The 18,907-nt window shown below is 70.4% G+C and carries 17 protein-coding genes and 1 pseudogene; 7 read left to right on the forward strand and 11 right to left on the reverse strand.

The features are described 5' to 3' along the window. The first annotated feature begins 170 nt into the window (after positions 1-170). Positions 171-2,096, forward strand: a complete 1,926-nt coding sequence (locus ACFV7R_RS42550; RefSeq protein ID WP_385274753.1) for an AMP-dependent synthetase/ligase — start codon at positions 171-173, stop codon at positions 2,094-2,096. Positions 2,097-2,122: 26 nt separating this feature from the next. On the opposite strand, the gene menC is transcribed toward ACFV7R_RS42550, so the two are convergent. Both menC and ACFV7R_RS42560 read right to left on the reverse strand, forming a co-directional pair. Beyond that, complete coding sequence (gene menC, locus ACFV7R_RS42555; RefSeq protein ID WP_385274756.1) at positions 2,123-3,238, reverse strand: o-succinylbenzoate synthase; 1,116 nt, start codon at positions 3,236-3,238, stop codon at positions 2,123-2,125. Next, positions 3,235-4,113: a chorismate synthase gene (locus ACFV7R_RS42560; RefSeq protein WP_385274759.1), complete on the reverse strand. Its 879-nt coding sequence runs from the start codon at positions 4,111-4,113 to the stop codon at positions 3,235-3,237. Before ACFV7R_RS42560 ends, menC begins: the two co-directional genes overlap by 4 nt. Before the next feature lie 158 nt (positions 4,114-4,271). Between ACFV7R_RS42560 and ACFV7R_RS42565 the strand changes: the two genes are divergently transcribed. Further along, a complete protein-coding gene (locus tag ACFV7R_RS42565) occupies positions 4,272-5,855 on the forward strand; it encodes a PucR family transcriptional regulator (RefSeq protein ID WP_385274762.1) in 1,584 nt (527 codons plus the stop codon). An 11-nt stretch (positions 5,856-5,866) separates the two neighbouring features. Here ACFV7R_RS42565 and dapE read toward each other — a convergent pair whose 3' ends face one another. From dapE to ACFV7R_RS42595, 6 genes are all read right to left on the reverse strand, one after another. After that, on the reverse strand, positions 5,867-7,009 hold the full coding sequence (gene dapE / locus ACFV7R_RS42570) for a succinyl-diaminopimelate desuccinylase (protein WP_385274765.1): 1,143 nt from the start codon (positions 7,007-7,009) through the stop codon (positions 5,867-5,869). A 133-nt stretch (positions 7,010-7,142) separates the two neighbouring features. Beyond that, positions 7,143-7,922 carry an SDR family NAD(P)-dependent oxidoreductase gene (locus ACFV7R_RS42575; protein WP_385274768.1) on the reverse strand — a complete coding sequence of 260 codons (780 nt, stop codon included), beginning with the start codon at positions 7,920-7,922 and terminating at the stop codon, positions 7,143-7,145. Between the two features lie 83 nt (positions 7,923-8,005). Next, a complete protein-coding gene (tnpB, locus tag ACFV7R_RS42580; RefSeq protein ID WP_385274771.1) occupies positions 8,006-9,418 on the reverse strand; it encodes an IS607 family element RNA-guided endonuclease TnpB in 1,413 nt (470 codons plus the stop codon). Continuing rightward, the gene (locus ACFV7R_RS42585) at positions 9,415-9,993 is read right to left on the reverse strand and encodes an IS607 family transposase (RefSeq protein ID WP_385274774.1); all 579 of its coding nucleotides are present in this window, start codon (positions 9,991-9,993) and stop codon (positions 9,415-9,417) included. The genes tnpB and ACFV7R_RS42585 overlap by 4 nt, the downstream gene beginning before the upstream one ends. A gap of 82 nt (positions 9,994-10,075) precedes the next feature. After that, positions 10,076-11,968 carry a Na+/H+ antiporter NhaA gene (nhaA, locus tag ACFV7R_RS42590; protein ID WP_385274777.1) on the reverse strand — a complete coding sequence of 631 codons (1,893 nt, stop codon included), beginning with the start codon at positions 11,966-11,968 and terminating at the stop codon, positions 10,076-10,078. A gap of 163 nt (positions 11,969-12,131) precedes the next feature. Then, a complete protein-coding gene (locus ACFV7R_RS42595) occupies positions 12,132-12,338 on the reverse strand; it encodes a toxin-antitoxin system HicB family antitoxin (protein ID WP_385274780.1) in 207 nt (68 codons plus the stop codon). Positions 12,339-12,355: 17 nt separating this feature from the next. Between ACFV7R_RS42595 and ACFV7R_RS42600 the strand changes: the two genes are divergently transcribed. After that, positions 12,356-13,222, forward strand: coding sequence for a helix-turn-helix domain-containing protein (locus ACFV7R_RS42600; RefSeq protein WP_385274783.1), 867 nt, complete (start codon positions 12,356-12,358; stop codon positions 13,220-13,222). Continuing rightward, positions 13,180-13,641, forward strand: coding sequence for a zinc ribbon domain-containing protein (locus ACFV7R_RS42605; RefSeq protein ID WP_385274786.1), 462 nt, complete (start codon positions 13,180-13,182; stop codon positions 13,639-13,641). Before ACFV7R_RS42600 ends, ACFV7R_RS42605 begins: the two co-directional genes overlap by 43 nt. 61 nt (positions 13,642-13,702) lie before the next feature. Here the strand turns inward: ACFV7R_RS42605 and ACFV7R_RS42610 are convergent, their stop codons facing one another. After that, a complete protein-coding gene (locus ACFV7R_RS42610; protein WP_385274789.1) occupies positions 13,703-14,299 on the reverse strand; it encodes an NADPH-dependent FMN reductase in 597 nt (198 codons plus the stop codon). A gap of 113 nt (positions 14,300-14,412) precedes the next feature. On the opposite strand from ACFV7R_RS42610, the gene ACFV7R_RS42615 reads away from it, so the two are divergent. Beyond that, on the forward strand, positions 14,413-15,249 hold the full coding sequence (locus ACFV7R_RS42615; protein WP_385274792.1) for a helix-turn-helix domain-containing protein: 837 nt from the start codon (positions 14,413-14,415) through the stop codon (positions 15,247-15,249). A gap of 679 nt (positions 15,250-15,928) precedes the next feature. Here the strand turns inward: ACFV7R_RS42615 and ACFV7R_RS42620 are convergent. Together ACFV7R_RS42620 and ACFV7R_RS42625 are read right to left on the reverse strand one after the other, a co-directional pair. Continuing rightward, positions 15,929-16,336 carry a hypothetical protein gene (locus ACFV7R_RS42620; RefSeq protein WP_385274795.1) on the reverse strand — a complete coding sequence of 136 codons (408 nt, stop codon included), beginning with the start codon at positions 16,334-16,336 and terminating at the stop codon, positions 15,929-15,931. 274 nt (positions 16,337-16,610) lie between these two features. Next, positions 16,611-17,081 (reverse strand): MarR family winged helix-turn-helix transcriptional regulator, encoded by a 471-nt coding sequence (locus tag ACFV7R_RS42625; protein ID WP_385274806.1) that lies wholly within the window; start codon positions 17,079-17,081, stop codon positions 16,611-16,613. 63 nt (positions 17,082-17,144) lie between these two features. Between ACFV7R_RS42625 and ACFV7R_RS42630 the strand changes: the two genes are divergently transcribed. Then, positions 17,145-18,311 (forward strand): helix-turn-helix domain-containing protein, encoded by a 1,167-nt coding sequence (locus ACFV7R_RS42630; protein WP_385274798.1) that lies wholly within the window; start codon positions 17,145-17,147, stop codon positions 18,309-18,311. A gap of 255 nt (positions 18,312-18,566) precedes the next feature. Continuing rightward, a pseudogene (locus ACFV7R_RS42635) lies at positions 18,567-18,907 on the forward strand (RNA-guided endonuclease TnpB family protein); the annotation flags it as partial.

The raw sequence follows: 18,907 nt of genomic DNA on the forward strand, positions 1-18,907 counted from the left end.
GCCGCATGACCGAGGAAAACCATTCCTCCCCGACCCGAAGGCCGGGGGCATCCTGGCCAGATGCGGGTGAACCGGCCCCACCCGTTGACCTTCCCTTACGTGCGAGTAAGTTGACTCTGGAGTAAGTACGGACGACAGCACGTCGTCCTCAGCCGCGACCGGGAGCCGTCATGGGCGTACGCAGGGATCTGAAGCGGGCGAAGCAGCGCACCGACCTGGCGACCCGCACGAGGACCGAGATCATCAGGGACGAGCACGGGGTCGTACGCGAGGTCCGTGCGGCGCCCCTCGCGCCGAGGGCGACGGCCGGCAGCACCGCCGACATCCCGTTCACCAACGCCGCCCAGGCCCCCGACACCGTGGTCCTGCGCCGCAAGCAGCACGGGTCCTGGCAGCCCGTGACCGCGGCGGCCTTCGCCCGTGAAGTCACCGCCGTGGCCAAGGGGTTGATCGCCGCCGGTCTCGAACCGGGCGGGCGGGTCGCGGTGATGTCCCGCACCCGCTACGAGTGGACGGTCCTGGACTTCGCGATCTGGGCCGCCGGCGGCCAGACCGTCCCGGTCTACGCCACCTCCTCCGCGGAACAGGTGGAGTGGATCATCCGCGACTCGGGCACCCGCTTCGTCATCACGGAGACCGCCGAGAACGCCATGACCGTCAGGGCCGGCACGGCAGGTCACCCCCAGCCGCCACGCGTCTGGCAACTGGACACGGCCGGCCTCGACGACCTCACCGCTCTCGGCCAGGACGTCCCCGACGAGGAGGTCACCAAGCGCCGTACGGCCCTGACCCCCGACACCCCCGCCACCGTCTGCTACACCTCCGGCACCACCGGCCGGCCGAAGGGCTGCGTCCTCACCCACGCCAACCTGCATGCCGAGGCCGCCAACACGGTCGAGCTGCTGCACCCCATGTTCAGGGATCTCACCGGTCGGACCGCCTCCACCCTGCTCTTCCTCCCCCTCGCCCACATCCTCGGCCGCACCCTCCAGATCGCCTGTCTGATGGCCCGCATCGAGATCGGCCACTGCCCGAGCATCAAGCCCGACGACCTCCGCCCGGCGTTCAAGGAGTTCCGCCCGACCTTCCTGGTCGGCGTCCCCTACCTCTTCGAGAAGATCCACGACACCGGCCGCGCCACCGCGGAGAAGCTCGGCCGCGGCGCCTCCTTCGACCGTGCGCACCGGATCGCAGTGCGCTTCGGCGAGGCGCACCTCGAGAAGTTCCTCGACAAGGGCAAGGGACCCGGCCCCGGCCTGTACGCCGCCTGGGCCCTGTACGACCTGCTGGTCTACCGCCGCGTCCGCAAGGAACTCGGCGGCCGCATGCGCTACGCCATCAGCGGCGGCTCCCCGCTCGACCGCGACCTCAACCTGTTCTTCCACGCTGCCGGAATCATCGTCTACGAGGGCTACGGCCTGACCGAGACCACCGCCGCCGCCACCATCGTCCCGCCCCTCGGCCCCCGCCCCGGCACGGTGGGCCTCCCCGTCCCCGGCACCGCCGTCCGCATCGCCGACGACGGCGAGGTCCTCGTCAAGGGCGGCATCGTCTTCGGCTCGTACCTCGACAACCCGGCCGCCACGGACGCCGTCCTGACCGACGGCTGGTTCGCCACCGGTGACCTCGGTGCCCTCGACGAGGACGGCTACCTCACCATCACCGGCCGCAAGAAGGACATCATCGTCACCTCCGGCGGCAAGAACGTCTCCCCCGCCGTCCTGGAGGACCGCCTGCGCAGCCGTCCGCCCGTCGGCCAGTGCCTCGTCGTCGGCGACAACCGCCCCTTCGTCGCCGCCATCGTCACCCTCGACCCCGAGGCCGTCACCCACTGGCTCGCGGTCCGCAAACTGCCCGCCGACACGCCGATATCCGAGATCGTCCGCGACCCGCGGATGCGCGCCGACGTCCAGAAGGCCGTCGACCACGCCAACCAGGCCGTCTCACGCGCCGAGTCGATCCGCGCCTTCACCCTGGTCGAGGGCGAGTTCACCGAGGACAACGGGCTGCTGACCCCGTCCATGAAAGTGAAACGCCAGGCGGCGATGGCCGCGTACGCGCAGCAGATCGAGGCGCTGTACGCAGCGGGGCGCTGACACCCCCGGGCGGGGTGGCCGTGCGGTCACCGCCGTCCCGCGTACACCTCCCGGATCGCCGTCGTGAACCGGGCCAGGGCGTCCGGCAGCGGGTCGATGCCGATGCCCGGGGCGGTGGGTACGGGCAGGTGGCCGTCCTGGAGGACGAACGGTTCGGTGATGTCCTCGGCGAAGTACCGGCTGGAGGCGGAGGTGTCGCCGGGGAGGGTGAAGCCCGGGAGGGCGGCGAGCGCCAGGTTGGGGGCGCGGCCGATGCCCGTCTCCAGCATTCCGCCGCACCACACCGGCACGCCGTTGGCGGCGGCCACGTCGTGGATGCGACGGGCTTCCGGATAGCCGCCGACGCGGGCCGGTTTGACGTTGACGACCCGGCAGGCGTCCATCGCGATCGCGGACGCCGCGTCGCGCGCGGAGTGGATCGACTCGTCGAGACAGACCGGGGTGGCCAGGCGCTTCTGCAGCCGGGCGTGGGCGTGGAGGTTGTTCTCCTCCAGCGGCTCCTCGATCAGCAGCAGCCCGAAGTCGTCGAGCTTGCGCAGGTGTTCGGCGTCGGCGAGCGTGTAGGCGGTGTTGGCGTCGACCTGGAGCGGGAGCCGGTCGCCGAAGCGTTCGCGTACGGCGCGCACCGGCTCGACGTCCCAGCCCGGCTCGATCTTCAGCTTGATGCGGAGGTAGCCCTCGGCGAGGTACCGCTCGACGTCGTCGAGGAGTTCGGGTACGGAGTTCTTGATGCCGACCGAGACCCCGGCGGGCACCCGTTCGTGGACCGAGCCGAGAAAGGTCGCGAATGACATGCCGTAGGCGCGCAGTTCGGCGTCCAGGAGGGCGGTTTCCAGGGCGGCCTTGGCCAGTTCGTGGCCCTTCACGGAGGCCATGGCGGGGGCGACGGCCGCGGTCGTCGGCTCGGGCAGGGCGGCGACGCGCGGCAGCAGGAAGTCCCGGATGACGATCTCGGCGCCGGCGACGAACTCCGAGCAGTACAGCGGCTCCGGGTCGGCAGCGAACTCCGACCAGCCCTCGGCCTCGTCGGTCACCACGTGCAGCAGGAAGGTGTTCTTGCTGGTCATCGTCCCGAAGGAGGTACGGAACGGGGTGACGAGCGGGATGGCGACGTGGAGCAGTTCGGCGCGTTCGAGCTTCATGCCTGCTCCTCGGGGGACGGGCGGGTCAGCAGGTACCAGCCGTCGCGGGACATGGCCGTGGCGCGCAGTCCCTCCGGGTACGCCTCGGTGAAGACCTCGCGTACGGCGTGCCGCCAGTCGAGCGCGAGCGCCGGGTCGGCGGCACGCAGCGCGACGATGTCCTCGGGCACGCGGCACCACAGTCTGTCCGCGTCGCGCAGGGCGAGCGGGCCGCCGTCCGGTGCCCGGCGAACGACGTCCGCGGTGGAGCGGCCGTCGGCGGGATCGTCCGTCCGGGTGGTCGCTGTCACCAGGTCCCACACGACGGTGAGCCGGTCGCTTTCGTCGCCGTTGTTCACGCCGTCGCTCATCGGCCCGTAGAAGTCGACCAGGTACTCGCTGCCGACGGCGCCCAGCTTGACCAGGTTGAAGCGGGCGTTGCGGCTGACCAGTGGGTCGAAGGTCCAGCGCATGGTGGTGGCGCCCCGCTGCAGCGCCCACCGCCGCTGCGCCTGCTTGACCGCGAAGCCGACGCCCCGGCCGGAGGCGGTCGCCGCCGCCACGAACGAGTACACGTCCCGCTCGGCGGGTGGCCCGAACACCGCCACCGCCGCCCCGGCGAGCACTTCGCCCGACGGCCCGGTGGAGTACGCCGCATGCACGGCGCCTCCGGAGTGCACCAGGCTGTGCAGCACCTCCGAGGGGTAGGGCGGGGTGGCGCGCGGCATCTGCCACACATCGGCGAAGAAATCGGCCATGGCATGGATACCGGCCACGTCGTGCACGGTACGGACCGTGACTCCGGCGGCACGGGCGGCGTCCTCGGCGAGGGCGCCCGCGTTCGGTGTTCCGGCCGCCGCCCCGGACCCGGCGGCGGAGATCGTCACAGGTGTCATGCCTTGAGTCTCCAGGGCCACAGCCCGGCGGCCATTGTCGTCAGGCACAATGAGTTCCCGCCGCTCTGTTGCGATCGGCCAAGGACCCCAGTGGTCACCGTCCCGTAAAAACACCCATCGTCACCTGCGACCGTCCCCATCGGAGAGCCCGCCCCGCCATGGACGCCTGCACCCTCGAGGAACTCCTCGACATCCTCGGTGAGCCCGTGCTCCGTGTGCTCACCGCCCCGGCGGGCCTCACCGCACCCGTCTCCGAGGTCCTGCTGTACGACGCCGGGGCGCCGTTCCCGCGCAGCGCGCCCGGTGCCCTGCTGCTGACGGTCGGGGCGCGAGCGGGCGAGGTCGGGACGCTGGCGCGCGATGCCGCGGCGGCCGGGATGGCCGGACTCGTCGTACGGGCCGGGGACGGGGAGCCCGACGCGGTGGCGGCGGCGAAGGCCCACGGCCTCGCGCTGCTCGCCGTCGACGAGGACGCCGCCTGGCATCACATCCATCTGCTGCTGGCCTCCGCGATCGGCTCCCGGCCCGGCCCGGCGGGCAGCGGCGCCGCCTTCGGCGACCTGTTCGCGCTCGCCAACGCGGTGGCCGCGGCCGTGGGGGGCGCGACCGTCGTCGAGGACGCCCGCCAGCGGATCCTGGCCTACTCCACCGTCGCCGGGCAGGTCGTCGACGAGGCCCGGCGGCAGGGCATTCTGGGCCGCCAGGTGCCGAGCAGCCCCGAGAACACCGAGCAGTACCGCCTCCTGTTCGCCGCCCCCGGACCCGTACGCCTCGCCGCTCTCGACGGCGACGAGCTGCCGCGGCTCGCCGTCGCGATCCGCGCGGGCGGCGAGACGCTCGGGTCGGTGTGGGTCGTCGACGACGGGCACCTCGGCCCCGATGCCGAGGACGCCCTCAGGCAGGGCGCGTCCACGGCGGCGCTGCTCCTGCTGCGGGCCCGGGCGAGCGAGGAACTGTCCCGGCATCTGACGAGCGACTTGCTGCGCCGCCTCCTCGACGGCACCGCCGATCCCGCCGGCGCCGCGCACCGCCTCGGCCTCGCCGCCGGCACCCCGGTCCGTGTCGTGGCCTTCGCCCTCGACGGCACGGTGTCCGCGCCCGACGGGGAACAGACCGCGCTGCGGCTGCTCGACCTGGTACGGCTCCAGTGCGAGGCGCGATACGGGCGGCACGCGTGCGTGCTGGTGGACGGGAGTGTGTACGCGCTGCTGCCGGTGACCGGTGAACACGGTGGGAAGCGGCACAAGCAGCTCGCCGAGGACGTCGTGCGGCGTGCGAGCCGGGCGCTGCGGGTGCCGGTGCGGGCCGGGCTGGGCGACATCGTCCCGGACCTGGCGGCCGTGCGCGGCTCACGGGACGACGCCGACCTCGTCCTGCGGGTGCTCGGACCGGGCGAGGACGTTGCTGCCGTGACCGAGGTACGGGCGCGTGTCACCCTGCTCCGGCTGCGTGAACTCATCGGCGGACAGCGGGGGTTGACGGCGGGTGCCTGGCGGGAGGTCCTGGCGTACGACGCCGAGCACGGCACCGACTACGCCAGGACCCTGCTGTGCTGGCTGGACGCCGGATGCGACATGGCACGGGCGGCGAAGCTGCTCGCCGTGCACCCCAACACCTGCCGGTACCGCCTCAGGCAGGCACAGCAGCACCTCGGTATCGACCTGGCCGACCCGGACGAGCGGTTGGTGCTGTGGCTGCAGCTGCGCACCCTCGCCGGACTGCGGGGCGCGGACCGGGCCTGACCCAGGAACCCTTAACCACTCAGCCAGGCCGCGAGCCGGGCCTCGCACTCGCGCAGCTGACCGACGGGCACGTACTCCCCTGCGGTGTGCGCGAGGGTCGGGTCACCGGGTCCGTAGTTGAGCGCGGGTGTGCCGAGCGCGGCGAAGCGGGCGACGTCGGTCCAGCCCAGCTTGGGGCGGGGGGTCACGCCGAGGAACTCGACCAGCGAGGCGACCGGGCCCTGGCCGAGCCCCGGCAGGGCGCCCGGCACGACCTCGGTGACCTCGACCTCGTACTCGGGAAAGAGACCGCGCAGATACGCCTCGGCCTGCCCCGCCGAACGGCTCGGTGCAAAGCGCAGGTTGACCGTGATCACGCAGGTGTCGGGGACGACGTTCTCGGCCACCCCGGCGCGGACGGCGACCGCGTTCAGCCCCTCGCGGTACTCCAGGCCGTCGATGACGATCCGCTCTGCGGTGTGGTCGTCGAGACGCTGGAGCACGGCGGCCGCTCGGTGCGCGGCGTTGACGCCCGTCCAGGAACGGGCGGTGTGCGCCCGCTCGCCGCGCACCGTGATGTCCGCGTTCAGGACGCCCTGGCAGCCCGCCTCCACGCCCGCGTCGGACGGCTCCATGAGGATCGCGAGGTCCGCCTCGAGCAGATCGGGGCGTTCGGCGGCGATCCGGTTCAGGCCGTTGCGGTTGCCGGAGACCTCCTCGCACTCGTAGAACACGTAACTGACGTCGTGTACCGGTGCGTCAAGGGTGGCCGCAAGGCGCAGGGCGACGGCGACGCCGCCCTTCATGTCGCACGCCCCGAGCCCGTACAGCAGCTCCCCGTCCAGCCGGGACGGCAGGTTCCCGGCGGCCGGGACGGTGTCCAGGTGGCCGGCGATCACCACCCGTTCGGCCCGGCCCGATTCGGTGCGGGCCACGACGGAGTTGCCGATGCGTTCGACCGTCAGGTGCGCGCACGCGCGCAGGGCGGCCTCCACGGCGTCGGCGAGGTGGGCCTCGTCGCCGCTCTCGGACGGGATGTCCACCAGGGCACGGGTGAGGTCCACCAGGTCGGCGGTCGGGTTCAGCGAGGTCGCGACGTCCCGCCGCCGCGTCAGCCTGCTCGCCGCCCCGACCTCACCCGCAGGTCTCCGCGGGCTCGTCCGTACCGTGTCCATGCGTCCACTCCTCTCACCGCTCCCCCTCCGGCCTTGATGATGCGGAAGGGCAGGCGGGGAGGGGTGTGCGTGTCGGCCAAGACGGTGCGGGGTGCTTTGGCTTTCCGGCCAATGCCAGGTCGTGATCGCGGTCTCAGTGCACCGAGAAGCCTCCGTCCACGAAGAGGGAGTGCCCGGTGACGTACGCCGACGCCGGGCTCGCCAGGAAGACCGCCGCGCCCGCGAAGTCCTCGGCCAGACCGTTGCGGCCGACCAGTGTGCGGGCGGCGAGGGCGCAGACCTTCTCCGGGTCGGAGGACACCCGCTGGTTCAGGGGCGTCATGACGAAGCCCGGCACCAGGGTGTTGCAGGTCACGCCGTGCGGCGACCACGCCTCGGCCTGCGAGCGGGCCAGCGACTCCAGGCCGCCCTTCGACACGCCGTACGCCCCGCTCTGCACGAAGGCACGGTGTGCCTGCTGCGAGGTGATGTGGATGATCCGCCCGTAGCCGCGCTCGGCCATGCCGGGGCCGAAGCGCTGTCCGAGCAGGAAGGGCGCCTCCAGGTTCACCGCCATGGTGACATCCCATGTGTCGTCGCCGAGCTCGCCCATGGGGGGCCGCAGGTTGATGCCGGCGGAGTTGACGAGGATGTCCGGCTCACCGAACGCCTCGACGGCCTTCTCCGCCGCCTCCCGCACGCCCTCCCGGGTGCTCAGGTCGCCGCTCACCCACGCGGCCCGGCAGCCGTCCGCGGTCAGCTCGTCCACGGTGGCGGCGAGCTGCTCCTCGTTGCGCGCCACGACCACCACGGCCGCGCCCGCCCGGGCCAGCGCACCGGCGATGGCGCGGCCGATCCCGGAGCTGCCGCCGGTCACCACGGCGATGCGTCCGTCCAGTGAGAACAGCTCCGAGAGGTATCCCTGCGTCGTCATGCCGGGCACCCTAAGGCAGCCGTTACCGAGTCCGTAGTCGGATCTCAGCAATCCGGGCATTACGGCCCGGATGGTCCGTCACATCACCAAAGCATGAGGGCTTCGGCTTGAGTACGGTCTCTCGCTTCCTTCCCGCGCGGGGCGGGGATTGCGCCACCTGCCCGCCCCTTCCCGGCCTTGCGGCTGGGTCGGGTGGTGCGGGGCTTACGGTCGGCTCCACGAGGCTTCGACACCTTGACGGCGTCCAGGTCTCCGGCCACTCCGGTACCTGTGGTGCGTGCCGCCGCGAGGGCGGCAAGGTTGTGTGCTGCGTTCTCGTCCCGGTCCATCACGAGCGGGCAGGCATCACAGTCGAAAACTCGGACGTGCAGCGGCAGCTTGGCTTTCACCGCGCCGCAGTTCGAGCAGGTCTTGGAGGACGGGTACCAGCGGTTGGCCACCACGGTGGGGCAGGCGTTGCGCCGGCCCTTGTAGGTGAGCTGGCGGCGGATCTCCCCGAATCCGGCGTCGGCGATCCGGCAGGCCAGGCGCCGGTTCTTCAGCATCCCGGCGACGTTGAGGTCTTCCACCACCACGGTGCCGTGCTCGGCGCGGATACGGGTGGTGAACTTGTGCAGGGCGTCGGCGCGAAGGTTCGCCACCCGGTGGTGGACTCGGTTGCGCTCGCGGTTGGCCTTCTCCCACCGCTTCGACGCCTGCTGCCCGGTGCGCCGGTCGGGCCCCTGGCGGCGGGAGACCCTCCGCGAGTGCAGGCGCAGCAGCTTCAGGGAACCGTCCAGGTGCTTCGGGTTCGACTCGTAGCGGATCTCACCGGCGCTGTCGGCCAGCACTGCCAGGTGCTTCACACCGAGGTCGATACCGACCGCCGCGTCGGGGCGGCCGACGCGGGTGATCTCCCGCTTCACCTCGGCCTGGAAGGAGACGAACCAGCGTCCGCGTTCGTGCCGGACGGTCGCCGACAGGATGCGCGCCGTCCCGGCCGCGATGCGCTCCCGCAGGCCGTGAGCGCGTTCGTGACGGCCATCGGGATCGATACGGATGCTGCCAGTGGTGAACCGGCAGGCCAGGCGGGCCTTCCGCTTCGACTTCCGCCGCGGCGCGCCCATCGTGCGGCCCTTGCGCTTGCCGTTCTTGGACTTGGCGTAGTTGTCGAACGCGGCGGCGGCGCCTGCCAGGCCGGTGTTGTACGCCTCCTTGGAGTTCTCCTCCCACCACCCGGCGAAGCGCGGGTCGGTGTGCTTGGCCTCGTTGAACGCCTTGCGCAGGGCAGGCAGCGACCACGGCCGCCACTTCGTCAGCCGCTCCTCGTCAATTCCGTACGTCGCCTCGGCCGCCCGCTGCGCCCACGACGCCCGCACCCACGACACCGCCCAGTTGTACGCCGCGCGGGCCGCACCGCAGTGCGACCTGAGCGCGGCCTCCTGCGTGGCGTTCGGATCAAGGGCGAACCGGTACGCCTGCACCACGAAACCCGGCTGGGGCCGGAACTTCTTCATGCGTCCGCCCCTTCCTCGGTCGCTGCTTTCACAGCACGCTCGGCACGGTTCTTCGCGGCCCTGCGCCCGTACAGGCGGGCACACATCGAAGTGAGGACCTCGGTCATGTCCCGCACCAGGTCGTCCGTGGCCTCCTCCGTGTCAAGGACGACGAGGCGGCGTCCGGACGCGGACAGGGCGGCTTCGAGGTGCTCGACACCGAAGCGGGCGAGACGCTCACGGTGCTCCACCACGATCACGCCGACCTTCAGGTCAGACAGGAGCCGGTGCAGCTTTTGCCGACGCCCGTTCAGCCCGGACCCGACCTCCCTGACCACCTCGCTCACAGCAAGTCCCAGACGGTTCGCGCCCTCAACGACACGGACCACCTGCCGGTCGAGGTCAGGCTTCTGGTCAGCGGACGACACCCGGCAGTACGCGACCACCTGGCCCTCCGCCGCAGCAGGCGCGTCGTCAACGAGCCAGGTACCGGACGGAGCCTGGCGGACAGGGACCGGCATCGTGCCGTTCTTCACCCACCGCCAGGCTGTCTGGTAGCTGACGCCCTGCTGACGCGCCCACTCGGGAAGCTTCACAATCCGAACACACACGACTACAGAAGGCTACGAATGGCTATGCTTCACGGAACAGATGAAAGCCCTCTGGTCCCCAGGCAGATCACCGCGTCCTCTCTGCGACAACGACAGCGTGTGCACGTGCCGCCCGTACGGCCGCGGACAGGCCGGCGATGTCGTAGGCACCGTGGTGCCTGCGTCCGTTGACGAAGAAGGTGGGAGTTCCCGCGACGCTGCTGAGTTCCGCCGATTCCGCGTCCTCAGCGACCCGCGACGCACCCGCGCGGGACCGCATGTCCCGCTCGAAGCGCACGATGTCCAGTCCGCTGTCGGCCGCGTATCCTCGCAGGTCGTCGAACCGGAGCGCGCCCTGGTGGCTGATCAGCAGGTCGTGCATGTCCCAGAACCGGCCTTGCAGACCGGCCGCTTCGGCGGCCTCGGCGGCGAGCTGGGCGTGTGCGTGAACATCGGTGAGCGGCAGGTGCCGCCACACGTAGCGCACGTCCCCGAAGTCGCCGAGCAGCTCGCGAATGACCGGTTCCGCCTGCCCGCAGTGGGGACACTCGTAGTCGCCGTACTCCACCAGAGTCACCGGGGCGTGGCGAGGCCCTCGCACATGGTCCCGGTCGGGGTCCACGGGCACGGCGAGATCGACGATCGTGTCCGCCTTTCCCAGCAGCGCCCGTAGTTGCGTCCCTCGTGGCAGCAAGCCGATGGCGCCCGTGACGAGCCTGCCGAGTACGAAGGAACAGAGCACGGCACTCAGAATGCCGATCTTGGCGTCGTCCAGCCGGGTGCCGTCGAAGGCGAGAGTCGCGATGAGCAGGGAGACCGTGAACCCGACTCCGGCCAGGGTCCCGCCCGCGACCAGGGCTCCCCAGCCGACCGGAAGCCGGATCCTCCCCCGGCCCAGCAGAGTCGTCAGTCCCGCCGCGCCCACGATGCCGATCGGTTTGCCCAGGACGTATCCGAGCAGGATGCCGAGAGTGACGGGTGAGGTGAAGGCCCGCGCGAGCTGGTCGCCGCTGATCGGAATGCCTGCGTTGGCCAGGGCGAAGAACGGTACGACGACATAGCTCGTCCAGGGGTGGAACATGCGTTGCAGCCGGTCGTTCGGCGAGATGGCCGTGGCGATCCCCTCACGCACCAACCGCTCCATTTCAGGGGTGGGCTGCTCGCGGAAGAGCCGGAACAGTCCGGTCGCGTGTTCCAGGTCGGAGCGCGACGCGGGGTAGGCGTACGTCAGCAGCCCCATGGCGAGTCCGATGACGACGGGGTCCACACCGGACTCGAGCAGCGCGCCCCACGCGACGAGCGCCAGCAACGCGTACACGATGCCTCGGCGCAGTCGGACCCGCCGGAGCGCCAGGATCACGGCGAAGACGCCGACCGCGAGCAGAAGCGGCGGCACAATGATGCGATCGCTGTAGGCGACGGCGATCACGCCCAGGGCCAGGAAGTCGTCGACCACCGTGAGGGTGAGGATGAAGACCCGCAGTCCCTGCGGCATACGGCGTCCGACCACGGCCAGCATCCCCAGGGCGAAGGCCGTGTCGGTGGACATGGCGGCGCCCCAGCCCTGCATCGTGCCGTGGTCCGCGTTGATCGCGAGGTAGAGGGCGATCGGTACGAGCATGCCGCTGACTCCCGCCGCCACCGGCAGCGCGAGCCGCTTGCGGTCGCGCAGTTCGCCCATGTCGAACTCGCGGCGCGCCTCCAGACCGACGACGAAGAAGAACAGCGCCATCAGCCCGCTGTTCACCCATTCCCGCAGTTCGAGGGAGATCCCGTACGTGCCGAGCTCCACGGACAGATGGGTCTGCCAGAACGACTCGTACCCCGCAGGCGCCAGATTGGCCCAGACCAGCGCGGCACATGCTGCCGCCACCAGCACGGCGGCGCTTCCCGTCTCGGTCCGCAGGAAGTCGCGCAGCGGTGAGGGCGAGTCGCTGCTGCAGGCGGACTGTCCCCGGTAGTCACCGGCGGGCAAGGACATACTCGGACGCTCATTCGACGAGGGATACGGAGGCTCGTGGAACCGGGACGAACCGCCGACACGCCGACGCTCGCGCGCACTGCCTCGGTCGGTCCGCCCAGGTGACCCACGCCTGAACCAAGCCTCCCTCATCCACCCTGGTTCTGGCAGGGTGGACGGTCCTTCAGGGCCGGGGTGAAGGCCCGCTCCCGCGTAGCGGGGCAGGGGTGGACGAATTGCCGCCGGGCGATTCGTCGTCTCCTCCCGCGGTGGTGAGAGCGACCTCCAACAGATGCAGCATCTCGGCGTTGAGGGACCGCCGGCCGGTCTCCGCCTGAGCGGTCAGCCGGAGGTGCAGGTCGTCCGGGATCCGGAGCATGAACTTGAGCATGCCGTTACTGTGGCGGCGTGTCACGCTTCCGTATGTACCCGACGCGAGTGCAGGAGCAGACCATGCTCCGGCACTGCGCGCACGCCCGGTACGTGTGGAACCTGGCCGTCGAGCAGCACGCGCACTTCAAGCCGGGCCGAAAGTCCGCGCCCGGGTTCGCCGAGCAGTGCCGCCAGCTCACCGAGGCCCGGCATGACAGCGAATGGCTGCGTGCCGGGAATGCGGATGTGCAGCAGCAGGCCCTGAAGGACTTCGCCAAGGCCAAGAACGCCCGGTTCACCTCCGGCTTCGGTGAGCCGACCTGGCGCAAGAAGTATGTGCACGAGGGCTTCCGGGTCATCGGAACCGACCGCGTGCCGCAGTTCGAGGCGGACGGGTCGCCGAGGCTGAACGCCAAGAGCAAGCAGGTCATGGGCCGCTCGGTCGTGGTGCACAAGCTCAACCGGCGCTGGGCGCAGGTCAAGGTGCCCGGCTGCGGCTGGGTGCGCTTCCGGCTCACCCGCGCCGAACTGCCGAAGGCGAAGACGTTCCGCGTCACCTTCCGCAACGGCCAGTGGCACATCGCGTTCGCCGTCATCCCCGAGCCGATCGACCCGCCCGCAACGGGCGCGGTCATCGGCATCGACCAGGGCGTGACCATCACCGCCGCCCTGTCGGACGGGCGCAGGCTGAACTGCCCGCAGCTCACCGTCAGGGAACGCGCCCAGATCCGCAAGCACCAGCGCTGGGCCGCCCGCGCACCCAAGAACAGTCCGGAGAGACCGCCGAGTACGCCAAGGTCGCCAGACTCAAGGCCCGCGAGGCGAACCGGCGCAGGGACTGGTGCGAGAAGACCTCAACGATGCTGGCCCGCACCTATGACCTGGTGCGGTTCGAGAAGCTGAACATCAAGAACATGACCGCCTCCGCGAAGGGAACCATGGAGGCGCCGGGTAAGAACGTGCGGCAGAAGGCCGGGCTGAACCGGGCGATCCTCGCCCAGGGCTGGGGCCTGCTCCGTCAGCGCACGGAGCACAAGGCTCCCGGCCGGGTCGAGGACGTCCCCGCACCCTTCACCTCCTTGCGGTGCAGCGCCTGCGGATGGATCGAGAAGAAGTCGCGCAAGAGCCAAGCCGACTTCATCTGCGTGTCCTGCGGCTTCACCTGCAACGCGGACGAGAACGCAGCAGTCAATGTCGCGGCAGGACAGGGCGGGATCCCCCGCCCCCGGCGATCAGCCGGTGCCGGAGGGACGACAGCGGCCACCGGCCGTTCGAGCGTCCGTGAACCTCAGCCCACCCGGGCTGGAATCCCCGTCCCTTAGGGCGGGGAGGATGTCAAGGTGTCACATCCGGGAGGCGACGACTCCTCCATCGTCGCCGCGCTCACGCCGGGTAGGGAGCGGCGTTGCGGGCCGAGCGGAGCGCGGCCGCCCACCAGTGCAACTGGTCGAGCATCGTCTTGGCGTACCCGGGAGCCTCAGGGTCGAGGGGACGGCCGTCCTGCCACGCCGTGAAGTAGTTCGGGAAGGCGAGATGATCGCGAATCGTCACCGCGTGCAACTCGGTCAGCACATTCTCCAGGTGCAGCACCGCGTGCCGGCCGCCTGCTGCACCGCCGTAGCTGACGAAGGCGACGGGCTTGGCGGTCCACTGGGTGAAGTGCCAGTCGATGGCCGCCTTCAACGACGCGGGATAGCTGTGGTTGTACTCCGGGGTGACCACGATGAAGGCGTCAGCGCCCTCGAGAGCCGACGTCAGTGCCGCCATCCCGGCCGGACGGGGGTAACCGTCGCCTGCGTACTTCGGCGATGCCGCAGGCAGCGCCAACGGGATGTCGATCTCGGCCAGATCGACGACGTCCACGTCGAAACCACCGTGCATGCCGGCCTGTTCGGCGACCCACGAGGCCACAACCGGTCCGAACCGTCCTTCCCGGACGCTTCCGACGATGATCACCAGCTTGGGCTTGTTCTTCTCCATGACCACCACGATCGGGCCGCGTCGTGGCGCCAACCAGACCGTGCTCAGGCTGGCCCCCGCAGGGCCAGCCTGAACAGCCCTCGATCAGCGGGCAGCACCTTTATGCTCCAGACATGGGTACGCCGCTAGGGGACTTCATCCGGGCCAAGCGCGACAGCATCCAGCCGGAATCGCTGGGCCTGCCCGTTCACGGCCGCCGCCGGTCACCGGGCCTACGACGCTCGGATCTCGCCGCGCGGGCCGGCATCAGCGTCGAATACCTGACCCGTATAGAACAGGGCCGTGACCGCAATCCCTCGATCGCGGTGGTGAACACCCTTGCCGACGCACTCAGCCTCGACCCCTCGGAGCGCAACCACCTGCGCTATCTCGCGAAGATCACTGGCGGAGAATGTTCCGCTCACACCCAGCCGGTACCACCGCGCCGCGACGTGCGCCCGTCGGTTCTGGAGACACTCCGCCTCCTCGAACCCGGGATCGCCATGGTGACCAACCGGCTGGGCGACGTCCTCGCCCACACCAGCGGCTACGAGTCGGTGACGAGCGGAACCGGACTTCTCGACTCCGACACCCCGAACCTCACCCGCTACGTCTTCACCGACCCCCGCGCGCGAACGTTCTTCGCCGACTGGGACGACGTCGCGGACGAGCAGGCCTTCGACCTGTGGCTTGCACCATCGGTCGAGAACTCCGAGTGGTTCACCTCGGAACTCGCCCCCGTCGCCGGCCCCGACTTCACGAGCCGCCTGAAGCGACACGAGGTTCCGCGACGTGAAGCTCTCCGCCTCAACCACCCCTCCGGCTGCGAACTCCAACTGCTCCGCGAGACGCTCGAACTCTCCTCGGACGCCCAACAACTGATCGTCTTCCTCCCCGCAGACGACAGGACGGCCCGGGCAGTCGACCAACTCCGCCGCCGCCCCCAAGGCCGGCTCCGGGCCATCTCGTAACACGCCTGACGAGGCCGGACAGGTCGTTGTCCGGCGCGGAGCACCTCGAGTCCGGTCAACCGGAAGAGCCGGCCGAGGCAGCCCGTCGCCGATGGGGGGCGGCATCCGTCTGTGTATCGCTCGGTCACCCACATGACCGATGGATGCCGCCCCACGGCGGGACGCGAGTTGCCTCCCCAGGCGCCTCACGTCCGCTGGTTCGCCGCCAGTGCCGTCCCTTGCCCGGCGGCGTCCTGCAACCCGGCCGCTCATGCTCAGGCCGCAGGCGTTTGCGGGTGCAGCAACTCCCGGCCCAGAGGGCTCGCAGGAGCCGCCGCCCAGAATGTGGGCCGCAGGTCAGTGCCCGCCGCGGCCGGCCGTGGCCCGAAACGGGCCGGTCATCGTCCTGTCAGCGCTGCACCGGTCTCGGTGCGGCGATGGCGGCCCGGCCCGGGCAGGTCCAGGGCGCGGCCATGCTCGACTGCGCGCTGTCCACGGTGTCGGCCGGAACCAGGTCCGCCGGTCGGCCAGAGGCGCCGAAACACAGTGATGAGCGGGGCGGTTTGCTGCATGGTGTTCTCCGGGTGGGGCGTTGGCACGGAGTGCCGGATGGTGCGGTCACGAGGGTGAAGCGTCTGAGCCGATGTGAGTCCGGCGCGATCGAGCCCCGGGCCGAGTCGGACGGGCCCGGCCGGCTCGCTCAGCTGCCGGAACGGCTCGAGGCGGCGTAGCTGTACCAGAGCTGGTCGAAGTACCAGCGGTCGAAGCCGTAGGCGCGCTCGCCCGCCGGGGTGAGGACGATCCACCGCCCGTCCACCCGCTGGTAGGCGTGGCGGCCGTCGTAGCGCAGTTGGCGTCCGTCGTCACTGGAGCGCCAGTACAGGTAATCCCGGTGATCCCGCTCGCTGCGCCAGTCAGGACGCCCGTCCGTGCGCGGCCGGTCGCGGTCACCGTGGTCGGTCGCGACGCGGGTGACGGCGCCGGTGTGGCTGTGCCGGTCGGCGGGGAGGGTGGATGCCGCGGCGGGGTTCCCGACGGCGATGAGTGCGCCGCCGGCGACCGTGAGAGCGGCGGCTGCGGTCGCGAGTCGGTGCGTGAACTGCTTCATGGTGGTGCCTCCTTGCATTGCCCGCTGATCGAACGGACGCGAATGGTTCGACGCGATGCGCCGTGCGGCGGTGGCCGCTGTACGACTGGTCGCCGCCATGCGTTGACACTAGCAAATCATTGAAGGTCGTCAACGATTGTGGAGGTGTGACCGTCGACTCATTCGCACGATGGGGGTGGGGCGGGTGCGCCAAGCGCAGAACACCCCAGGAACCGCACTGGTTCCTGGGGTGTGTGATCGGCGCCGGCCCCGCCGTCTCGTGGCGGCCGGTGGATCAGCGCTCGGTGCAGGGAATGTCGCCCTTGGAGGTCCTGACCCGGCTCAGCAGGTCCCGCAGTGTTGCGAGCTCCTCGGCGGTGAGATCCGCGAACAGCTCCCGCTCCACCTCCTCGATGGCCTCCTGGGCCTTGGCCAGGACGCGGCTGCCTTCTTCGGTGATCACGACGATGTGGCGGCGCCGGTCGGCCGGGTCGCGACGGCGTTCGACGAACTGCGTGGACTCCAGGTCGTTGAGGATGCCGCACAGAACACTCGGGTCCACCTCGAGAGCCCCTGCGACGCCCTGCTGGCTCATGTTGCCCGACCTGCCGAGCAGCATCAGCGTCACACCTTGGCGGGGCGTCAGTCCGCACAGCGCAAAGGCGTGCTCCATCCGGCTGTTGGCGATGGCGCCGTGCCGGGCCAGCAAGAAGCCGAGCCGGTCGAGGGGGTCGGTTTCCAGGGTGTCGGCCAGTTCCGCGTTCATGATCACACAACCATCGTATCAAAGCGGCAACGGTCACAAGCAGTGAAGAATTGATGAGTCTAAATGATTGGGCACCTTCGATGGAAGCCGGTGGTCGACCTTCCGTACGGCCTCGGCGTAGAGTCCGTCGTTGCCGCTGAAGTGGTGCGACAGCAGTTCGCTCGCCACTGCGCGGAATGCGGCGATCTCCTCGATGGTGACTTCGGCAAGGGGCTGGGGAGGAAGTACATGCTGGAGGCGGTGGGGCTGTCGGTCGCCGAGACGGATGTGTACCGTGCGCTCGTCGTCGCCGTCACGGCGTCGGCGGAAGAGGTGGCCACGACGACGGGACTCGACGCCCGGACCGCCGAGCGGTTGCTCGGCGCACTGGAGGAGAAGGGGCTGGCCCGCGGGGTGGAGGGTGCCTCGGGACGGTTCGCCGCCAACCCGCCCGACGTGGCTCTGCTGCCGCAGCTCGAACGCCGCGCCGACGAGCTCGGCAAGGCCCGCGCGACCGTGTCCGAACTGATGGAGACCTACCGGCGCAACGCCTGGATCCGTGACGCAGGCGAGGTGGTCGAGTTCGTCACCGGGGCCGGGGCGTTGCGCCAGCGGCTGCAGCAGGTTCAGGACAGCGCCCGGGAAGAGCTGCTGTGGTTCTGCAGGGCGCAGTACGTCGCCATGCCGTCCGGTACGAACCAGGCCGAGTTCGATGCGCTGGCGCGCGGCGTCGGCTACCGGGTCCTGTACGAGCAGGCCTTCTTCGACGACACCGGCGGAATGGAGAACATCGTCAGGGCGGTGCGGGCCGGGGAGGTCGCGCGTGCGGTGCCGACGTTGCCGCTGCGGATGGCGATCGCCGACCGGTGCCTGGCGATCTGCCCGTTGGCACCGGCCGGTCCGGCGGGTGACCCGCGTGAGGTGACGGCGGTCGTCGTGCGGGGCAGCAGTCTGCTGGAAGCACTTGTCGCGCTGTTCGAGCGGTACTGGGAGATCGGCGCCCCGCTGCGGGTGACTCCGGAGGGCCGGATCGGCGCGCACATGCTGGAATCCGATGCCGAGTCGCTGACGGCCGACGACCAGCGCCTGCTCTCCCTGATGGTCGCGGGCCTCACGGACGAGTCGATCGCCGGGCAGATGGGCGTCAGCAGACGCACCGTCCAGCGCCGCATCCAGCATCTGATGACCATCGCCGGTGTCGCGACCCGCATGCAGCTCGGCTGGCAGGCCGCGCGCCGCAACTGGGTCTGAGCCGGGAGGCGTTCGGAGAACGACGGTGCGGCCGACGATCTTCGCTGGCCGCACCGCCTTGAGGGGTGGGCCCTTCAGCGGGATCCTTGCGAGGAACCCCGGGCGTTCACGCCCGGGAGGAATCACATCCTGAAATGAGCGGTGCGGAGCACCGCGGTGGCTATCCGGCGCGGAGCGCGGGGAGCGGCCTGGGCGGATGGCCGGTTTTCCGTGTTCGAATGCGGGGGTCGCCGAGTGCCGGGTAGCGTCGCGGGTGTGAAGCTGGTGGTGCAGGTGAAGCTGCTGACGACGCCCGTACAGGCGGCGACACTTGAGGCGACCCTGCGCGCCTGCAACGAGGCGGCCACCTGGGTCAGTAGCGTGGCCTTCGAAAACAATGTGAAGAACAACTTCGCGCTGCGCAGGCTCACCTACGACGAGGTGAAGGCGCGGTGGAACCTGGGTGCGCAGGCCGCCCAGCATGTGATCAAGAAGACCTGCGATGCCTACGCGACGCTGAAGGCCAACCTGAGGGCCGGGAACCTCGGGAAACCCGGCTCGAAGCGGTACCGCAGGGCCACCGAGAAGCCGATCGCCTTCCGGCCGGACGGGGCGCA

The sequence above is a fragment of the Streptomyces sp. NPDC059866 genome (genome assembly GCF_042731325.1).
Classification (GTDB): domain Bacteria; phylum Actinomycetota; class Actinomycetes; order Streptomycetales; family Streptomycetaceae; genus Streptomyces; species Streptomyces flavusporus.

Coding starts and splice junctions, on each gene's coding strand:
- dapE (WP_385274765.1), bottom strand. CDS start 7,009: ATGGACACGGTACGGACGAGCCCGCGGAGACCTGCGGGTGAGGTCGGG.
- ACFV7R_RS42605 (WP_385274786.1), top strand. CDS start 13,180: ATGCTGGCCCGCACCTATGACCTGGTGCGGTTCGAGAAGCTGAACATC.
- nhaA (WP_385274777.1), bottom strand. CDS start 11,968: ATGTCCTTGCCCGCCGGTGACTACCGGGGACAGTCCGCCTGCAGCAGC.
- tnpB (WP_385274771.1), bottom strand. CDS start 9,418: ATGAAGAAGTTCCGGCCCCAGCCGGGTTTCGTGGTGCAGGCGTACCGG.
- ACFV7R_RS42595 (WP_385274780.1), bottom strand. CDS start 12,338: ATGCTCAAGTTCATGCTCCGGATCCCGGACGACCTGCACCTCCGGCTG.
- ACFV7R_RS42630 (WP_385274798.1), top strand. CDS start 17,145: ATGATTGGGCACCTTCGATGGAAGCCGGTGGTCGACCTTCCGTACGGC.
- ACFV7R_RS42575 (WP_385274768.1), bottom strand. CDS start 7,922: ATGACGACGCAGGGATACCTCTCGGAGCTGTTCTCACTGGACGGACGC.
- ACFV7R_RS42625 (WP_385274806.1), bottom strand. CDS start 17,081: ATGAACGCGGAACTGGCCGACACCCTGGAAACCGACCCCCTCGACCGG.
- ACFV7R_RS42550 (WP_385274753.1), top strand. CDS start 171: ATGGGCGTACGCAGGGATCTGAAGCGGGCGAAGCAGCGCACCGACCTG.
- ACFV7R_RS42620 (WP_385274795.1), bottom strand. CDS start 16,336: ATGAAGCAGTTCACGCACCGACTCGCGACCGCAGCCGCCGCTCTCACG.
- ACFV7R_RS42560 (WP_385274759.1), bottom strand. CDS start 4,113: ATGACACCTGTGACGATCTCCGCCGCCGGGTCCGGGGCGGCGGCCGGA.
- ACFV7R_RS42565 (WP_385274762.1), top strand. CDS start 4,272: ATGGACGCCTGCACCCTCGAGGAACTCCTCGACATCCTCGGTGAGCCC.
- menC (WP_385274756.1), bottom strand. CDS start 3,238: ATGAAGCTCGAACGCGCCGAACTGCTCCACGTCGCCATCCCGCTCGTC.
- ACFV7R_RS42615 (WP_385274792.1), top strand. CDS start 14,413: ATGGGTACGCCGCTAGGGGACTTCATCCGGGCCAAGCGCGACAGCATC.
- ACFV7R_RS42610 (WP_385274789.1), bottom strand. CDS start 14,299: ATGGAGAAGAACAAGCCCAAGCTGGTGATCATCGTCGGAAGCGTCCGG.